The following is an 18,461-nucleotide window of genomic DNA, read 5'->3' as shown; positions in this document are numbered from 1 at the left end:
TCCTTTGAAAGTGAAAAGACTAAAGGGCTTTATAAAACATGCCGAGTGACACGATGATTAAGTAAATGCCAAACAGTCTTTTGAGCATTTTTTCACTGAAGTTATGCGCCATGTTGGCACCAATAGGGGCCGTCATAATCGAACCGATACTGATGGCAATAAGGGCGGGAATATTGACATATCCCACGGTACCCACCGGCAGGGCGGCAGTTTCAGAGTGGCGCATGAACAAAAAGCCCAACGCGCCTGGCAGGCCGATGAGAAAGCCGACACCTGCAGCAGTGGCAACTGCCTGCTGAATTGTGCGGCGGCACATGACCATGGTGATAACGGTGGGCGTTCCACCGCCAATACCCAGTAAGGCAGAAAAACCACCCAGCACAAATGCGAGGGTGGCTTTACCGATACCTTTGGGCATAGAGAAATACATTCCCGGACGCACGACAAAATCGGGGAACAGGAAGTAAATTGAGTAAAGCAGTACACCGGCTGCAAAGACAATTTTAAGTCCGCCTGCACTGGTGTTATCTGCAATGAGTAATCCGCCGATGACGCCAAGGACTATCCATACCGACCAGGATTTCAGTACGGCAAAGTCCACAGCACCTTTCGCTTTGTGGGCAATTACAGAACGCAGGCTGGAAACAACAATAGAGGCTAAAGACGTGCCGATAGCCACTTTCACGATTTCATCAGAATCGGGAACAAAGAAGGGAAAGACAATAGACAGGGCAGGCACGACAACAAAGCCGCCACCGTTGCCAAACAGGCCTGACGTTATGCCGGCAATGGCACCTGCAGCACATAACGTAACAACAAACCAGACCAACTCGATTTCCATAACTACAAAACTCCGCTAAACATTAATTTAAAGAGGGTATGTCCTCAGGGGGTATCTCAGCTGTAAGCAGCGAAAGTGAACTCCCCCGGCTCTTTCACAGCAAAGCCGACACGAGGTCGACTTGCCGTAAAACAGCTACCCGCCAGTACAGGTCAGAATGTGTATTCCAACTTGGTGTAGTAATAACCACCCTGCCAGTCGACGATAGAATCTGAACGGTACAGACGGCCATTCGACGCTTCGATTTCGTCATACTGTGGATAGGTATCAAACAGGTTACGAACACCCACCGTGATGCGCAGACTTTCTGTTGCAAGGTAAGAGCCTTCCAGGTCAAACAGCATTTCACTGTCGAAGTCCTGAATAGTCAGTACTTCAGTATTGGTGTTGTAATCAGAGTTTGAGTTTTCGCCATAGTAATTAAGGCGGGCGACAACCTGCCACGCGTCATAGTTATGTCTTGCTGACAAAATCGCGCGGGAATTCGGCGTGTTGTTCAGGAAGTCATAAATATTTTCAGGGTTAAACACCTCACTCGGGTCAGAATCAAACTCTACATCGTTGTAGTTGTATGAGGCTGAGAATGTGGTATCACCGTATTGCGAAGACAGGCGGTAAGTTGCTACCAGGTCAACACCCTGAGTGGTGGTGTCAAACGCATTCTGGAAGTAACGTACGCCACCGATGGATTCAGCGCCTGAAACACCGGCTGCCACCAGGGCCAGATAGTTGTCATACTCGTCTCCGGCAGTAGGATCTGTAGAAACTTCCAGCGTTGAAATCGCGTTGAAACGGTCCTCAATTTCGATGTGATAGAAGTCAGCAGTGAAAGTGAAGTCACCGTAATCCGCAGTTAAACCAAACGTAATGTTAGTGGAGGTTTCCGGATCCAGTGTGCTGGCACCCAGGGCCTGGGCAACGTCACTGCTGGCAGGGAATAAACCTACCGCAACAGGCTCAGAGTTGATAAACGTCGTCGCAACGTTTGTTGTACCCTGCTGGCCCGGCGTCGGAGCCCGGAAGCCTGTACCGTAGGAGGCACGCAGAGCAATTTCATCCGTTGCCTGATAAATACCGGCTACTTTGTAAACTAACTCAGAACCAAAGTCTGAATAGTCTTCGTAACGCAGCGCTGCCTGAGCAAAAATACTGTCGGTGATATCACCGGAAATATCTACATAAGCTGCATAGGAATCACGGTTGTATTCGCCGGAGAACTCAGGAGAGTATCCCGGGAAACCGTTTGATCCTACAGCCATTACGGTATACACAGGGTCAGAGCTGTCTGCACAATCCAGGTCTGCAATAGCAGAACCGGCTTCAGTGGCTGTGCCGTCATCGTTACAGAATCCCCATGGATCTGCCTGAGAATAAGCGCCGGCAGTGTATGATGCTTCCTCTCCTTCCTGAATCTCATAAGATTCATCCAGGTAGCTCAGACCGAATGCAAAGGCGTAACCGTCAAAGTCATAAACAAAATCAGCTTGTAACTGCATTTCTTCGTTCACCAGATCGCCCGGTTCAAATGAAGTTTGTGATTCGTTACCTAATGACGGGTTGAATGTATTCCAGATGGAGTAAGAAATTTCGTTTGAACCGTAACGGGCAGAGAAATCATAGCTCAGATCGCCTGAGGCACCTTTCACGCCGCCTGCCAGTGAATAATCAGTAATATCACCGGCGAAGCGGGGAGTAAAGCCGCCCGGGAAGAACTCAAGTGCATTCCATGTTTCACCTGAAGGCAGGCGAATATCGGCATTCACACTGTTGGTTGGGTTACGGTAGTTGAACGCACCGTCACCGGAGCTTTCTGAGTAGTTACCGAACGCATAGAGTTCAGCTGCTTCAGAAAAAACATAGCCGGCATTGAAGAAGACCTTTGCTGATTCATAATTTGGCTGGCCCCAGGGCTGTACGACGTTCGCGCCCTGCGATTCCTGCCCCATGGCTTCTGCGGCTGCAAGGAAGTCATCTGTCAGATAAGCGTTATAAGATGCGTCGGGATCGTAGTTCGGGTTGGATTTATCCAGACAGAATGACGATACACAATATTGCTCGCCACGGCTGGTGGCTTCGTTATCGGTGTACTCTGCAGAAATACTCAGGAAACCATCATCTCCAAGGGCAAAGCCTTTGTTTCCTGTCAGCGTGAGCTGGTCGCCGTCACCTTCATAGTACTGGCCCCATTCTGCAGAAAAACTGCCACCTTCAGAATTGTTTTTCAGGTTGAAGTTCATTACCCCTGCAATCGCATCTGAACCGTACTGTGCAGCAGCACCGTCGCGAAGCACTTCAACCGAACCGATTGCGGCTGTAGGAATTGTTGCAAGGTCTGGTCCCTGGGTACCTGAGCCGCTGGTTTGCACCAGAGCTGCACGATGGCGGCGCTTAGAGTTAACCAGTACCAGCGTCTTATCCGTTGGCAGTCCGCGAAGAGAAGCCGGACGGATAAACGTACCACCATCTGAAATAGGTTCACGTGAAACGGTATAAGAAGGGACAAGGGTGCGGACAACATCGTTCATATCGGTAAAAGAAACCGCTTCCAGATCTTCCTCATTGAATACATCAACGGGAACCGGAGAGCTGGTTACTGAACGGGGGGCACCACGGGCACCGACAACCGCTATACGTTCCAGAGACGGATCGGATTCAGCATCGGGGGTATCAGTTTCTTGTGCGTAAACAGAAGGAGAAAGAGCGAAAGCCAGAGTCACGCCGGTTAATCCGGCATAGATTGACGCACTGAGCCTTTTTATTTTCATTAATGTGTGTTCCCAAAATTTGCCTGATGGCTTTTTTTCTTTGGATACAGGCCAGGGAGAAATCTCGACACTGCACCCAACAATAACTCACAGCCGCCCCTGGCGGTCAGAATATTTGATACAACGTTGTATCGGTGGCGTGCTGTGTGTAATCGAGACTAAAAAAACAGACCTGTATCGCGGAAGAAAAAAGAATATGTAGGGCTATAGGAAAAATATGGAGGGGGTGACAAAAAGTATAAAAATCATGGAGTAATGACTAAATCAGGCAGAAATTTTTTTTAATTTCAGCGTCCTGTAAACGAATTTTTAACAACTAATCGCCGGCGGGTATTTATACGCCTTATCTTAATTTATTGAAAATAAAGTGTTTTTTAAGTTTTATGTGGCCGTCACAATAAATTAATAATTGCCATAAAGAAGTTTTAAGTCATTGTTTATTTGTAGTTTGTTGTGTAGAGGCTTATTTTGATTGTTTAGTTTTTCTTATCGCATTGTTAAGGCTGGTTGCAGGTGGATAACTAAAGCTAAAATTTACACCCTGCGTTCGCACAAATACGGCTATGCGGTTACCTGTCAGGAACACGCTCTGTTCATATGAAGTTAGTTGCCGGTTGAAATACCGTCAAATTATTCTTCTATCTGAGAGTAAATACACATCAGTGGCTTCTTATTCGGGAGTAACAGAAGCGGAGACTGCCTTCGCCTGCGGAGAATTTAACTGCACGGACGCGGATATAAGCGCAGGCACAAATCGTGTGCTTGGAGGGAAAAAGAAAGGCCGGCAAGAAAGCCGGCCCTGATTGCTGTTTAAAGAGGTTGTGTGTTCTTAGAAGGTATAGTTTAACTTGGTGTAGTAATAGCCACCCTGCCAGTCAACAATAGAGTCTGAGCGGTAAATACGACCACAGCAGGTTTCACCCATTTCGTCAGTACCAGCGTCCGGATACTCGTCAAAGAGGTTACGGGCACCGGCACTGAGAGACAGACTTTCACTGATGTGATAAGTCAGCTCAAGGTCGAACAGGATTTCTGTACCAAAGGTTTGAATCACATCCAGAGAACTGCTCGCGGCATTTTCATATTCGCCGTAGTAGTTCATACGGGCAACAATCATCCAGTCTTCAATGCTGTGTTTAACTGAGGCAGTACCACGGAAATCCGGCGTACCGTTTTCCAGGTCAAACTCATCTTCTTCGTTGTAGAAGTTTTCAGGATCGTTATCCAGTGTGGTTTTGTTGTAGTTAAATGATGCAGTGAAGGTGGTGTCACCCATATCTGACTGCATATTATATGTTGCTACTACATCTACACCTTCGGTTGTGGTGTCGAAAGCGTTCTGGAAGTAGAACACACCACCGATTGATTCCGCACCGGAAACACCGGCATTCGCCAGGCTCAGGTAACGCTGATAATCTTCCGGGTCTTCTGCATCAGGATCAGAACTGACATCCAGCGTTGAGATGGCATTCAGACGATCTTCAAGCTCGATATTGTAGTAATCCACAGTAAGGGTGAAGTCGCCGTAATCCGCCGTCATACCAAAGGTAATGTTGGTGGATTTTTCCGGTGCAAGTGCACTGGCTCCAAGCGCCTGAGCAACTGCGCTGCTGGCAGGGAACAGACCGGTAGCAACCGGGAAGCCGTTAGGCAGCCGGGTGGATACGTTTGTTGTACCTTGCTGTCCCGGAGTCGGAGCACGGAAACCCGTACCGTATGAAGAACGCAGTGCGATTTCATCGGTAAGCTGGTAAATACCGGCCACTTTATAAACGAGTTCAGAACCGAAGTCAGAGTAGTCTTCGTAACGTAATGCTGCCTGAGCAAACAGTTTGTCTGTTACGTCACCGGAAATGTCGGTGTAAACAGCGTAAGAGTCACGGTTATATTCACCGGAGAATTCGGGAGAGTATCCCGGGAAGCCGTTGGAACCTACGCCAACTACAGTGTAAACCGGGTCGGATTCGTCTGCACAGTCCAGGTCTGCAATGGCTGAGCCTGCCGCCGTCGCTGTGCCGTCATCGTTACAGAAACCCCATGGATCCGCTGAGGCATATGGACCTGCAGTATAGGAATCTTCTTCACCGCCGGAGATATCATAAGACTCGTCCATGTAGCTCAGACCGAAAGCGAAAATATATTCGTCCAGATCATAGGTGAAATCAGCCTGAAGTTGCTTCTCTTCGTTGGTCAGTGAGCCCGGCTTGAATGAAGTCGGGGACTCGTTACCCATCGACGGATTGATGGTGTTGCTCAGGGTGTAATCAATTTCACTGGAACCAAAGCGGCCACTGATGTCATACGTCCACTTACCACTCATCCCTTTCACTCCGGCTGCCAGTGAGTAGTCGGTAACTTCACCTGCGAAGCGCGGCGTAAAACCACCGGGGAAGAATTCCAGCGGGCTCCAGACTGAACCATCCTGCAGACGGATGTCCTCAATGGTGCCGTTGCCCGGATAACGATAGAAGAAGGAACCATCGCCCTCGGTCTCTGAATAGTTACCGAATGCGTATAATTCTACTTCGTCAGAAATCGTATAACCTGAGTTAAAAAATACACGGGTGCCTTTAGAGTTTGGCTGGCCCCAGGGTTGTACTTCATCTGAACCGTGAACGGCATTAGCACTTGCAATCGCAGCAGCGATATATTCTTCAGACTGGTCGGTCACACAGAACCAGCTTTCACAGTACTGTTCGCCACGATAGGTCGCTTCTGAGTCAGTAATTTCAGCAGAAATACTTAAGAATCCGTCTTCACCTAACGCAAAACCTTTGTTACCGCTGATCACCATCTGATCGCCGTCACCTTCGTAATACTGGCCCAGCTCGGCTGACAGTGAGCCACCTTCACTGTTATTTTTTAACTGGAAGTTAATGACCCCTGCGATGGCGTCTGAGCCATACTGTGCGGCCGCACCGTCGCGCAGTACTTCAACAGAACCGATAGCCGCAGTCGGGATGGTTGCGAGATCAGGCCCTTGCGTACCTGAGCCACCGATTTGCACCAGCGGAGAGCGGTGACGGCGTTTGGAGTTAACTAAAACCAGTGTTTTGTCAGTGGGCAGACCACGCATCTGTGCAGGGCGCACAAACGTACCGCCATCAGAAATTGGCTGGCGTGACAGGGTGTAAGACGGCACCAGGGTCATCATTACATCGTTCATATCTGAGAATGCTACACCTTCCATGTCTTCAGCTGTCAATACATCAACAGGCACGGGAGAGCTGGTCACTGAACGCGGCGCACCCCGCGCACCAACAACAGCAATCCGTTCCAGGGATGGATCCGATTCGGCATCAGGAGTGTCAGTTTCCTGTGCATATACAGAAGGAGTCAGCGCTAATGCCATGGTCATGCCGGTTAATCCGGCATAAATAGACGCACTTAATTTTTTTATTTTCATGAGTGTGTGTTCCCGGTTTGTTGCCTGATTGCTCTTTTTGCGGGCGCAGCTCATGGAGGATCCGGAGGCCGCGCCCAACTATGGCTCACAGCGGCACCAGTAAGATGCACAAGCTTTGAACAGCGATGCTGCGTAGCTGTAAACTGTGTTCGTAAAGACTAAAAAATGAGAGCGGCGTCGCGGAAGAAAAAAGAATATGGAAGGGTATAAAAAATATGTTGAGGGCAATCGGGGAGCACCGGAAATCGCGGGCCGGGCAGGGATATCAGGCCAGAAATGTTTTTTTTCATCCAGGGGATGCTTACTTTTTGTTAACAATTGATATCTGTAAATGTTCGCTGCAATGGCATATAAGTTGCTGTACTGGAATACAAAAAAGAATACCGTTCAGGTATTAACAAGAAATTAAAACGACAAGGCGCGTGCGGGCACCGGCAGAAAAACTTTGATGGAGGCGTCAGGAGACATGTCATGAATTCAAAACAGTTACAGTACTTCCTCACCACGTTGAGAAAAGGAAGTATTGCCGCAGCCGCAAGAGAGTTAGATATTGCACAACCGGCAATCAGCCAGCAGCTGGCCAATCTTGAAAGAGAAATGGGCACACCGCTGTTTCAAAGGAGTTTCAAAGGGGTTTCTTTAACCGAAGCCGGAGAGGTTTTTGCGAAGCATGCAAGACGGCTGATTGACGATATCAATGCGGCTAAAGCCGATTTACAGCACCTCGTTGCGGAACGGTCAGGTACTGTGAAAGTTGGCATGTTGCCGTCTATCGGTAACGTGCTGTCCATGTCGTTATTGTCGGAAGTAAAAAAATCGGCCAGCAAGCTGAAACTGGATATCAGCACCGGCCCGTCGTATTCAGTCCGGGGCTGGCTGGAGACCAATCAGATTGATATCGCCATTACCTATGAGCAGGATGTTGATGCTGTTTCAATGGTTTGCGAGCCGCTGATCGAGGAGTACATGTATCTGGTGCTCGGCGTGAACGACCAGTCAGAGCTGTATCAGAAATATCAGGATCGTAACACGATCAAATTCTGGGAACTCAGCCAGTTTGAGTTACTTACACCCGGAAGCCGGGATGCGCTGGGGATGCTCATCGCCCATTACGAAAAAGTGACTGGTGTTGCGTTGAGGCACAACACGGCGTATTCGGGCCAGCTGATGACAGGGCTCAGGCAATTGCTGCAGGGCGAGGGGGCGATGATTTTACCATCGTCTGCCATTTTCCATCTTGAAGAAAGTGGCCTGGTGAAAGCCCTGAAAATTGAGCAGCCGGAAATGCGCCGTCAGGTATTAATGGCCACTAACCGAAGCGGATCACTCACAGATGCAAGCATAAAAATGCGGGATGTTATCCGCAGGGTGACTGCCTGTGAGCAGGAGTTAAATCACTGGCGTGGCGATCTCAAATATCGTCAGCCAAGCATCGCCTGTGCCTGAAACGGTTCCTGTAAATCACTGACATCCTGTTCGGGGAGGCGAATGTCTACCTGAACGGGCAGGTGGTCAGAGAGAATTCTCGTGCGGGCATTTTTCAGACGGCGGATCCGGCGTAGTTTAATGTCCGGTGAAGTCCAGATCCGGTCCAGGGAAAATAGCGGAAACTGACTGGGGAACGTGGCCCCCGCTTTGTGCTGGTTCAGCACGCTGTCCAGAGCACGGAATGCGCGGGTAAAAAACTGCCATTCATTGAAATCTCCGCCGAGCACAATAGGCGTCTTATTCTCTTTCATTCTGCCGGCAATGTATTCATGAAGCTTTGCGAATTGTGAACGACGTTCACTTTTCTTCAATCCCTTGTGAGTATTGATTACTGTCAGTGGTCCTGACGGCGTGAGTAAATCTACAGCCTGAATATTTCTCGGCTGAAAACCATCCTGACTCACATCAAGGATTTCATTTTTCAGCACGGGAAAGCGGGTCAGTACTGCATTCCCGTACCAGCCCCCGCCGGCTTCTGTAATAGCCGGTGAAGGTACCAGTTGAAACACCTGACTGGCGCAAATATCTCTGATGTCCGTTTCAATATCTCTGTGTTCAGGCCGCGTATCCATTTCCTGCAACAACACAATATCTGCACCCAGTTCGGCAAGATAACTGCCAATGCGGCGATAATCATGCTTATTGTCGCGACCAATACCGCTATGGATATTATAACTGACTATGCGACACATTCTTCACCCTTTGTTTTTTCTACCTGTTTGCTTTCCTGGTATCGCTTGGCAATTTTCTGTGAGCCCCAAATCATCAGGCCCCACAATACGATGCCGCCTACCAGATAGGAAATCGTCTCCGGTGACGGATTGCGGAAAATCTGAGTAATAGAATCGCCTACCAGACCTTTCGCTATCATCGGCGGGAACATGCCCAGGAATGTTCCAATCAAAAATTGCATCAGACCAATTGATGAAATGCCGGCAACCAGATTAACCAGACTGAATGGTGCGATGGGCAACATCCGGATAGCGGCGACACCAACAATACCACTGGTTTTCAGCTTCTCATCAACAGCAGCAACTTTCGGCCCGCCAACTTTACGCAATCCCGCGTTACCTGCCAGCTTACCTACACCGAACATGCTCGCGGAACTCAGCAGGGCGCCCATAATGCCGTACAATGGTCCCCAAACCGGTCCAAAGATGGCAGAGACCGCCAGTGACATTACGGTGACCGGAAAGAAGAAGAAGCCGCCAACCACATAGACAAGTAAAACCGTCGGAAGTGCGAAATAGGTGCCCCGGCTTTCCTCCAGGAAGGCATTGATATTGTCTGTCGATAACCACGGAATAAAGTGACTGGCGAGCAGCAGCGTGGCCGCCAGGGCTGCAATCACCAGAACGCCGATACCAACCATGATCGTGCGGCGGCGGGGATTGCGTACCGGTGTTGCTTCACCGTTTAATCCCGGAATTGGCGGGATCAGCGGCTCTTCCGGATCAGATAAGGATGAAAAGAAATTTTTACCTGATTCCTGACTGGTAAATATTTCGTCACGCACCTGGGTAAGCACATAGCCATGAGCCAGCTGGCCTTCCATTAGTGCCCGTGCCGGATTAGGTTCCTGCATGATTGCGGTAACTTGTTCAACGGTTCGGCCGGTGTGCTCTGCCAGTAAATCGTCACGGATACGGGCTATCTGGCGGCGGTTTGCATCATTATTACCAAACAGAACAAGGTCGATTTCAGTATCCAGACTCATTGAACGGTTACTGATATTCGACGAACCGATAACGGCGTAGCGGTCATCGATGGTCATCACTTTAGAATGGATACGCTTAGTCGCATGTTGTCCGTGCTCGTCGGTAATGGACGAATACGACATAATGATGCGTTCAGGCTCGATGTCTTTTTCAAGAATTTTCTTAAATTCAATACGACCTGCCCAAAATGCCTCACACTCGAATTTACCTTTTGGTTCATAGGAGCTGACAATAATGACATGCAGTTCAGGCTTTTCTTTCAGACGGCGGTTCAGCGCTTCTGCGATTTCCTGACGGGAAGTGAATTGGTTTTCAATATAGATTACCCGTTCTGCTTCATTGATGAGGTCAAGCAACATGTGACGGACTTCCTGTACAGGCTCAACTTCGTCCATGAACGGAATAGTGCGGGCAAGGGCGCAATCGACCTTCTCAAACCAGGGCTCAAAGCCGTCCGGCCATGAAGCGGGAACAGGACTGTCCAGGTCTGTTTCAGCTTCTTCACGGATGGCGATAGGCTTTTCTTCGGCTACGCGCAACCAGCGCCAGCGCACCAGTTCGGCGAACCTTTCTACCACAGGGCCGGCAGAGACAATCTGGACGTCATGTAGTGGCGTGTAAGGTCCGTCAGGACCGTTGCGTTCTTCACTTTCAATGGGGTGGTCACGGGTATCCCAGCGGTTGGTCGAAATATCCATACCGCCCGAAAATACCAGTTCATCGTCGATAACAATAATCTTCTGATGCTGACTGCCTCCCATGGGAATCGTGTCATCGAGTTCCGTGAGTACGTTGTCAGGTGTTTTCTCATCCCATACTTCTTTCGCCCACATTTCCCGTTGAGCAAAAAAGGCCAGAGAAGAATCCCAGCGCAGGAGGTAAATTTTCATGTCAGGGTTTTGCTCAGCTTTCCACGCCAGCAAATCACTGACCACTGAGGGGGCTTCGGAGTTCGCCTCGTCTTCACCGCGCAACAGCCTGATCCGGCTGTCGATATCCCATCCGACGATAAATATACTGTGCTTCGCTTTCAGGATCGCCGAATGCAAAGCTTTGTAGTAATTACCACAATCAATAAGTGGAGTGGCGAAGCTGGCGTGACTGGTCGCCCAGCAATTTTCTCCCTGTTTGAAAATAGATTGTTCTGCTGACATCGTTCCTCCTCATGCCAACCCGGAATGAGCATATTAAGTGACAAATGCATTATGAAATGCAGAAACTATTCCATACGACCTGATACCCGTCTTATATGGTTATCTTGCTGTTTTAAATTGGAAAATTTGTCAGATGTTAAAGTGAGGGGGTGAGCCTGCTTCCTGCCTTCAGGTAAGTTTGTCCGCCGGTTTGTAGAATTTTCCTGAAGTTAGTACACAGGAGTGACCGGCCGGTTGTCAGAATCAAAAAAGCCTCCGGAATGCCGGAGGCTTTGAGTGACATTTACAAATCAGAAGCGGTATTCAACACCTACACTGGCTTGTTTTAAATCGGTATTAAAGTCCACATCGCCGGGATCATCGGCCAGGTCATTGGCATCCAGATCCGCATCGTAAACTGTGTATTCTGCATTCACGAGGAAGTTCTCAGTGATATTGTACGCAACGCCGGCACCGATGAATAAACTCTCGTCGTCGTAGCTACCGGATACACCATTCACTGAATAATCAGTATCCCACCATAGTTGTCCGGCTTTGGCATAAACAGAGAACTGATTAGTAATTGGTAAGATACCTTTTACACCCGCTGTCCAGCCATCAGTATCGGCCCGTGACAGGTTATGGCCGTAATCACCGAAGTCGATAACCGATCCCTCTACGGCCAGATAGCGGTTAAAACGATAACCGACCAGACCCTGAATGACGTCATTATCATCATCAAAATCGTCCTGCCCGTCTACTTTCAGATATCCGTAGTTACCACCTACGTAGAAACCCGGTTGATCCTGCCAGGGCGTGTCCAGAGATTGTGCGGAAGCACTGAAAGCTGATAAAGAAGTGAGCGCTGCAATACCCGCGAATGCTGTGATTGATTTTTTCATCAGAAAATTCCTCTTACTTTGTTTAGCGTATGGGCTGCACCTGTAAACCGGTAAAAGAGACCGGTAAGGTGAGTACACCTGAAGAGAGTGCCGCCCGCTGATTAAACAGTTTCAAAGAGCATGCCATACACGTTTGTATGTAAACTGACCAATAAACGGGGTGAAGAGGAGAAATCCGGTGAAATATTGGCCGTTTCAACGGGTGCTCATGAAACCTGTTCAAAACTCTTTGTAAGGAATACAGTCCCGTTCTGCGGTTACTTCATCATGCAACACAAGCATGTGCTCTTTCTCCGGGGTATAAATAACGGACAACAATGACAATCAGTAAAAAATGATCAGAAAGAGGGAGCGTCGATGTCAGGCAGATTAGTAAAAACAGTTCTGGGGGCAGGATTATTGTCACTGTGTTTTCCGTTGGCGGCAGCGCAGTACGATATTCTGATCCGCGGGGGAGAGGTCATAGACGGTACCGGCAAACCGGCAGTGTCTGCTGATGTTGGTATTAAAGACGGCATCATAATCGCTATGGGGCAGCTGTCAGCCAGTGATGCTGCACAAGTGATACAAGCGGACGGACTGGTGGTCAGCCCGGGGTTTATCGATCTGCATTCTCATGCCGAGCGCTCTGCGGCTACTCAACCAGGTTTGGAAAATCTGGTTCAGCAAGGGATCACTACGATTCTTGGCGGTAATTGCGGATTTTCACCGGTTCACACCGGCGAGTTTCTCGGAGAGGCTGCCACGACACCTCTTGGTCCAAATCTGGCGTTGCTGGTGGGTCACAATGATGTGCGCCGTGAAGTAATGGGAGAAGCTGGCAGACTAGCCACAGCAGATGAAGTTAAGGCCATGCAGGCGCTTGTGGCCAAAGCGATGGAAGAGGGAGCATTCGGTTTGTCGACCGGCTTAAAGTATGTGCCGGGTGTCTACTCTGATTACGCTGAAGTAAAGGCTCTGGCCGGAACCGCACACCAGTACGGTGGTATTTTTACTTCGCACATGCGGGATGAAGGGGCGCTCATCACTGAAGCGCTGGAAGAAGTTATTGCGATTTCTGAAGATACCGGCATCCCCGTGCATGTGAGTCATCATAAGCTGGTGGGACTGCCAAACTGGGGCCACAGCGAAACAACGCTGGGTATGATTACCGCGGCCCGTGAAAAGGGGATGGACGTGACACTGGACCAGTATCCCTATACCGCTTCATCAACCCGCTTCAGTATTTTGTTTCCGCCCTGGTCGCTGGCCGGTGGTCACAGAGAAGTGTTAAAACGTCTCAGTGACCCGGCAACACGGGCAAAAGTGAAAGCCGGCATTGAAAAGAACATTCGTGAAGACCGCGGTGGTGGCGATCCGGAAAGGCTGCAGATAGCCCATTTTGCTGCAAATCCGCAATGGGACGGGTTGACGTTTGGTCAGGTACTGGCTCAGCAGGGCAGAGCGCAGACGTTGGCAAATGCAGCGGAACTGGCTATGGAAATTGAAGAGCAGGGAGGCGCGCAAGGCATTTTCCATGCTATTGACGAGAAGGATGTGGCACAAATCATGGCATATCCGTTTACCTCAGTAGCCACAGACACAGCCGGTGCAATACCCGGTGAAGGGAATCCTCATCCCCGCAGTTACGGCTCCTATCCCCGGGTATTGGGTCGTTACGTCAGAGAGAAGGGAACTCTGACGTTGCCTGAGGCAATTCATAAAATGACTGCACTACCGGCACAACGCATGGATCTGACCGACCGCGGTACGCTGGCAGTACAGTACCGTGCTGATATTGTGATTTTTGATCCGCAGACAGTGATTGATAATGCAACATTTACCGCACCGCATCAGTACCCCACCGGCATAGAATATATCCTGGTGAACGGGGTTGTTGTGAAAACGCCGCAAGGCATGACCGGGCAGCATGCCGGTGAGATCCTGACTCACCGGGCGGGAAAAGTATGAGGGCCTTTCTCTTCCAATGTTTGTCGCAAAGATTATCGCTGCAGCGCCGCAAGGCCGGTTTATCCGGTATGATACTGATTGTTTTGATTAACAGCGGAGTTGCGGTGTCAGCAGAGCAGGTTCAGATAACCGGATTAACACTTTATCCTGAAGGGATCCCCGGGGAAATAGCCCACACACCCACAGAGTTTCAGGGACGGGAGGTGATAAACGACCGCTCAGTTGTCGCAGTGGATTCTCCTGAGCTGACCATGGTTGCGCCTCCTGAGGATGAGCGCAACGGTACCGCTGTTATCATTTTGCCCGGTGGCGGTTATGAAAGGCTGGCCATCGATAAAGAAGGCTTTAATGTCGCCCGCCGTTTCGCCGGGGCAGGTGTTACCGCATTTGTGCTGAAATACCGTATGCCACTGAAAGACATTATGGATTACCCTTCCTATGGTCCTCTTCAGGATGCGCAGCAGGCCATCAGTCTGGTGCGTCAGCATGCAAAAGAGTGGGGAATCGACTCAGACAGGGTGGGCGTAATGGGATTCTCCGCCGGAGGACATCTGGCTGCCACACTGGCAACTCAGTTCAAACAGCCGGTGAATAAAGCGCATACGAAAAAAATGCTTCGTCCGGATTTCCAGGTGCTTATCTATCCGGTGATCTCAATGAAAGAAGACGTAACGCATCAGGGATCACGGCTGAATTTACTGGGCGAATCGCCGGACAACAGATTAATTTCAACTTTCTCCGCACAAGACAATGTCACCACCAATACACCGCAAGCTTTCATTGTTCATGCTAATGATGATAAAGCCGTGCCTGTAGGGAATGCGTTGCAATTTCATGCCGGGCTTGTGGAAAAGCGGGTGCCTGTACAGATGTTACTGCTGCCTGATGGCGGGCACGGATTCGGGATGAATCATCCCACTGACTGGTTCAGTAATATGCTGGAATGGATGGAAAACTACGGGGTTATACCTGCCCGGGTGATAAATCAGTGAGCATGATATGGCGCAGGTACTTACCTGCGCCATAGTTGCCCTGCGGGCAACGTTTCAGATTACTATCTGTTCAGACTGTTATTTATAATCTGCCGGTGCGTAACGGGCTAACCAGTGTGCATACTGTGCAGGCAGTACCCATGAAGGTGACTCTTTACCCAGCTTTTTAGCCACATCATAGCTCCAGTGCGGGTTTGCCAGGTGCGCACGCCCTACCATCACCAAATCCAGCTGTCCGTCTTCAATGGTTTTATTGGCCAGCATCGGATCATCAACACCCCATGCTGTAGCGACCGGAATGTCAGCTTCTTCGCGAATTTGTTGTGATACCGGCGCCAGGAATGCAGGGCCCCATGGTATATTGGCTTCAGGTGTATTGAAGCCAACCGATACACTGACAAAATCGACGCCGTGGTCTTTCATCTTTTTGATCAGCTCAATGGATTCAGGTACCAGCTTGTCATCGTTACCATCATATTCTATAACGCCTAAACGCACGGTTAATGGTAAATCTTCCGGCCACACGGCTTTAACTGCATCGATGGTTTCCAGCAGAAAACGGGCGCGGTTTTCAGGGCTGCCGCCATATTCGTCATCCCGTTGATTGGCAACCGGCGACCAGAAGCTTTGCGCCAGGTATCCGTGGGCAAAGTGCAGCTCTAACCACTTGTAGCCGGCCTCAACAGAGCGTTTCGTGGCAGCAACAAAGTCTGCTTTTACCCGCTCGATATCATCTTTTGTCATTTCCGTGGGTGTACGGGGTAAGTTTGCGCCAAACGGTACCGCAGACGGCCCGATGGGTTGCCATCCGCGGGGATCATCTTCTGCAATGTGGTCGTCACCTTCCCAGGGTTTGTTCGCAGACGCTTTTCTGCCGGCATGAGCAAGCTGAATACCCGGCACCGCGCCTCCCTCATTGATGCGCTTAACAATAGCGGCATGCCCCTGGGTATGCTCATCGCTCCAGAAACCCAGACATCCCGGGCTTATGCGTCCTTCAGGGGCAACACCGGTTGCCTCTACGATCACAAGACCAGCGCCACCCCGTGACAGTGACGCATAGTGAACCTGGTGCCAGTCGTTAGGAAGACCATCGTCTGCGCTGTACTGGCACATAGGCGGTACAGCAATGCGGTTTCTGAGTTCCACTGACTTTAGCGTGTAAGGGCTGAATAAATCGGGCATAACGTTTCCTTAATGGTAATGAGTTGGCCGGGAACAAAATGCTCCCCTGACTTGCTATCAGTAATAGGGGCGGTTTATGATTTTAAAAAGTGAATGTTTTCGAAAATATAATTCCAATTTATGAATATCGCATCAAAAGACTTTAACCTGTTGTATTTGTTTACTGTACTTTACGAAGAGCGCAGCCTGAACAAGGCTGCGCTTCGCATGAACCTGAGCCAGCCCGCAATGAGCCACAAACTCAACAAGCTGCGTGGTGAGTTTGATGATCCGTTGTTTATCCGCACCGGACGCGGCTTTACACCCACGCCCAAAGCGCATCAGATGGCTAAACAGGTATGCTGTGTGGTGAAGTGTCTGGAAGAGTTCTACGTTAATGCAGAGGGTGATGCCATCGGACAGCGGGAAGAGGCAATCCATATTTATGGTACCGATCTGGTGGATTTCTTACTCCTTCCCCGTTTACTGGATAAAGTACAGACGGAAGCGCCGGGCGTAACCATCGTCATGCACAATACGTCCGGACGCTTGCCGGTGCAGGCGCTGGAGCAAGGTGATTGTGACATAGCTATTGCCGGCTTTTTCAGGGATCTTCCCGAACATTTTTATCGTCAGTCACTCATGGTTACACCGTATCGGGTGGTGCATGACAAAGCCCTTATCCCCGCGGGTACGCCACTGGATGTGCGAACTTATGCCAGCAAGCCCCATGTAGTGTCAACGCTGACCGGCAACCTTAGCAGTGATGTGGACACTGCCTTAGCGGAAGCGGGGTTAACCCGGCGGGTGGTAGCCGGCGCATCAGGTTTCATGGTGCTACCGCGACTTGTGACCGGGCGGGAGGTCTTTCTTACCTGCCTGAAGCCCATCGCTGATTATGCAACCGCTACCTGTCAGCACCTTACCAGCTGCGAGCCGCCGGTATCGCTGCCCGATGTGAACATAGAGCAGATCTGGCATCCCCGTACCCATGAAGACGGCCTGCGAAAATGGATAAGGGAGCAAATTAAAATTATTCTGAGCGAGGTGTGATACCCCGGGAAGAGAAGTGAACAAAGGAAATCTGTGTTGAAATAAAAGCAGTGCACAAACAAAAGGGCCGCTCAGTTGAGCGGCCCTTTTTCGTATTCACAAGTCTATAGCGCTAAGGCGAACAGTTTAGGTGCTACATCGTGGTAGTCTACCGCCATGGCTATACTGAGGATCGTGATGTTCAGTATGGAGAAGCCGAACACCTGACGCGCCCAGCGTGTCATGTCGGTATCAGGGCGATAACCACGCAGTGCCATCAGTAGCCACCAGAAGCTGGTGGTACAGGCGACGGCCAGGAAACCGATACCTGTGTAACCTGCAATCGACAGCATCATGGTTACAATCGCGTATACCGCAATGTAAAGCACGATATGCAGTTTGGCTTTTTCGATACCTTCTGCAACCGGCAGTACCGGAATATTCGCCGCTTCATAATCTTTGAAACGGAAAATCGCGATGGCATAAGAGTGGGGCATTTGCCACAAACTAAACATCACCAGCAGAATGGCAGCGGCAGCATCGAACTGGCCACTTACCGCGCAGTAACCCACAACCGGGGGAACCGCACCGGACAAGCTGCCAACCAGTGTGCCGTACACAGAGTTACGTTTCATATACAGGCTATAAACGCCCACATACACCACATAACCCAGTGCAGCGAAAAACACCGCAGTGGCGTTGGTGTACGCCACCAGCAGGGCAAAACCCGTCACACCCAGCACAATGCCATGCCAGAATGCGGCTTTCAGCGACATTTCCCCGGTCACGGTAACCCGGGAGCGGGTACGTTGCATCTTGGCATCAATATCCCTGTCAATGCAGTTATTAATTGCACATCCGGATGCAACAACCAGTGATAAGCCAATCAGCGTTGCCGCCATCAACATAAAGTCAACGTCACCCCGTGATGCCAGCAGAAAACCACCGGCGACAGAGATCAGGTTGCCCATAATTATGCCGGGCTTAGTCACGGTTAAATATCGACGAAATACAGGTTTCATATTTCCAGTTTACCTCGCGTACGCTCAGAAAATGTACCAGCCGGGAGG

12 protein-coding genes are annotated in these 18,461 nt (G+C 50.0%); 4 read left to right on the top strand and 8 right to left on the bottom strand.

The window, feature by feature from the left end; all coding sequences use genetic code 11:
• Positions 1-19: 19 nt before the first annotated feature.
• From ACXAGC_RS06475 to ACXAGC_RS06465, 3 genes are all read right to left on the bottom strand, one after another.
• A complete protein-coding gene (locus tag ACXAGC_RS06475) occupies positions 20-841 on the bottom strand; it encodes a sulfite exporter TauE/SafE family protein (RefSeq protein ID WP_119502482.1) in 822 nt (273 codons plus the stop codon).
• A 152-nt stretch (positions 842-993) separates the two neighbouring features.
• A complete protein-coding gene (locus ACXAGC_RS06470; RefSeq protein WP_474843426.1) occupies positions 994-3,606 on the bottom strand; it encodes a TonB-dependent receptor plug domain-containing protein in 2,613 nt (870 codons plus the stop codon).
• 829 nt (positions 3,607-4,435) lie between these two features.
• Positions 4,436-7,012 carry a TonB-dependent receptor plug domain-containing protein gene (locus ACXAGC_RS06465; protein ID WP_474843424.1) on the bottom strand — a complete coding sequence of 859 codons (2,577 nt, stop codon included), beginning with the start codon at positions 7,010-7,012 and terminating at the stop codon, positions 4,436-4,438.
• A 471-nt stretch (positions 7,013-7,483) separates the two neighbouring features.
• Here ACXAGC_RS06465 and ACXAGC_RS06460 point away from each other — a divergent pair, with 471 nt between their 5' ends.
• Positions 7,484-8,458: a LysR family transcriptional regulator gene (locus tag ACXAGC_RS06460; RefSeq protein ID WP_474843423.1), complete on the top strand. Its 975-nt coding sequence runs from the start codon at positions 7,484-7,486 to the stop codon at positions 8,456-8,458.
• Here ACXAGC_RS06460 and ACXAGC_RS06455 read toward each other — a convergent pair.
• The 3 genes from ACXAGC_RS06455 to ACXAGC_RS06445 form a co-directional block, all read right to left on the bottom strand.
• A complete protein-coding gene (locus tag ACXAGC_RS06455) occupies positions 8,434-9,192 on the bottom strand; it encodes an endonuclease/exonuclease/phosphatase family protein (RefSeq protein ID WP_474843421.1) in 759 nt (252 codons plus the stop codon). The genes ACXAGC_RS06460 and ACXAGC_RS06455 overlap by 25 nt on opposite strands.
• Positions 9,180-11,372 carry a VTT domain-containing protein gene (locus ACXAGC_RS06450; RefSeq protein WP_474843420.1) on the bottom strand — a complete coding sequence of 731 codons (2,193 nt, stop codon included), beginning with the start codon at positions 11,370-11,372 and terminating at the stop codon, positions 9,180-9,182. The genes ACXAGC_RS06455 and ACXAGC_RS06450 overlap by 13 nt, the downstream gene beginning before the upstream one ends.
• A 290-nt stretch (positions 11,373-11,662) precedes the next feature.
• A complete protein-coding gene (locus ACXAGC_RS06445) occupies positions 11,663-12,253 on the bottom strand; it encodes a porin family protein (protein WP_474843418.1) in 591 nt (196 codons plus the stop codon).
• A gap of 357 nt (positions 12,254-12,610) precedes the next feature.
• Here ACXAGC_RS06445 and ACXAGC_RS06440 point away from each other — a divergent pair, with 357 nt between their 5' ends.
• Complete coding sequence (locus ACXAGC_RS06440; protein WP_474843416.1) at positions 12,611-14,203, top strand: N-acyl-D-amino-acid deacylase family protein; 1,593 nt, start codon at positions 12,611-12,613, stop codon at positions 14,201-14,203.
• Positions 14,204-14,271: 68 nt separating this feature from the next.
• Positions 14,272-15,195 (top strand): alpha/beta hydrolase, encoded by a 924-nt coding sequence (locus tag ACXAGC_RS06435; protein ID WP_474843415.1) that lies wholly within the window; start codon positions 14,272-14,274, stop codon positions 15,193-15,195.
• A 78-nt stretch (positions 15,196-15,273) separates the two neighbouring features.
• Here the strand turns inward: ACXAGC_RS06435 and ACXAGC_RS06430 are convergent, their stop codons facing one another.
• Positions 15,274-16,380: an NADH:flavin oxidoreductase/NADH oxidase gene (locus ACXAGC_RS06430; RefSeq protein ID WP_474843413.1), complete on the bottom strand. Its 1,107-nt coding sequence runs from the start codon at positions 16,378-16,380 to the stop codon at positions 15,274-15,276.
• Between the two features lie 120 nt (positions 16,381-16,500).
• Here ACXAGC_RS06430 and ACXAGC_RS06425 point away from each other — a divergent pair, with 120 nt between their 5' ends.
• On the top strand, positions 16,501-17,412 hold the full coding sequence (locus tag ACXAGC_RS06425; RefSeq protein WP_474843411.1) for a LysR family transcriptional regulator: 912 nt from the start codon (positions 16,501-16,503) through the stop codon (positions 17,410-17,412).
• Positions 17,413-17,516: 104 nt separating this feature from the next.
• Here the strand turns inward: ACXAGC_RS06425 and cyoE are convergent, their stop codons facing one another.
• Complete coding sequence (cyoE, locus tag ACXAGC_RS06420) at positions 17,517-18,413, bottom strand: heme o synthase (RefSeq protein WP_474843409.1); 897 nt, start codon at positions 18,411-18,413, stop codon at positions 17,517-17,519.
• Positions 18,414-18,461 lie beyond the last annotated feature (48 nt).

The organism is Alteromonas sp. AWJ4_197, from assembly GCF_056160285.1.
The sequence above is the reverse complement of the archived record's forward strand: the minus strand, read 5'-3'. Positions and strand labels throughout refer to the sequence as shown.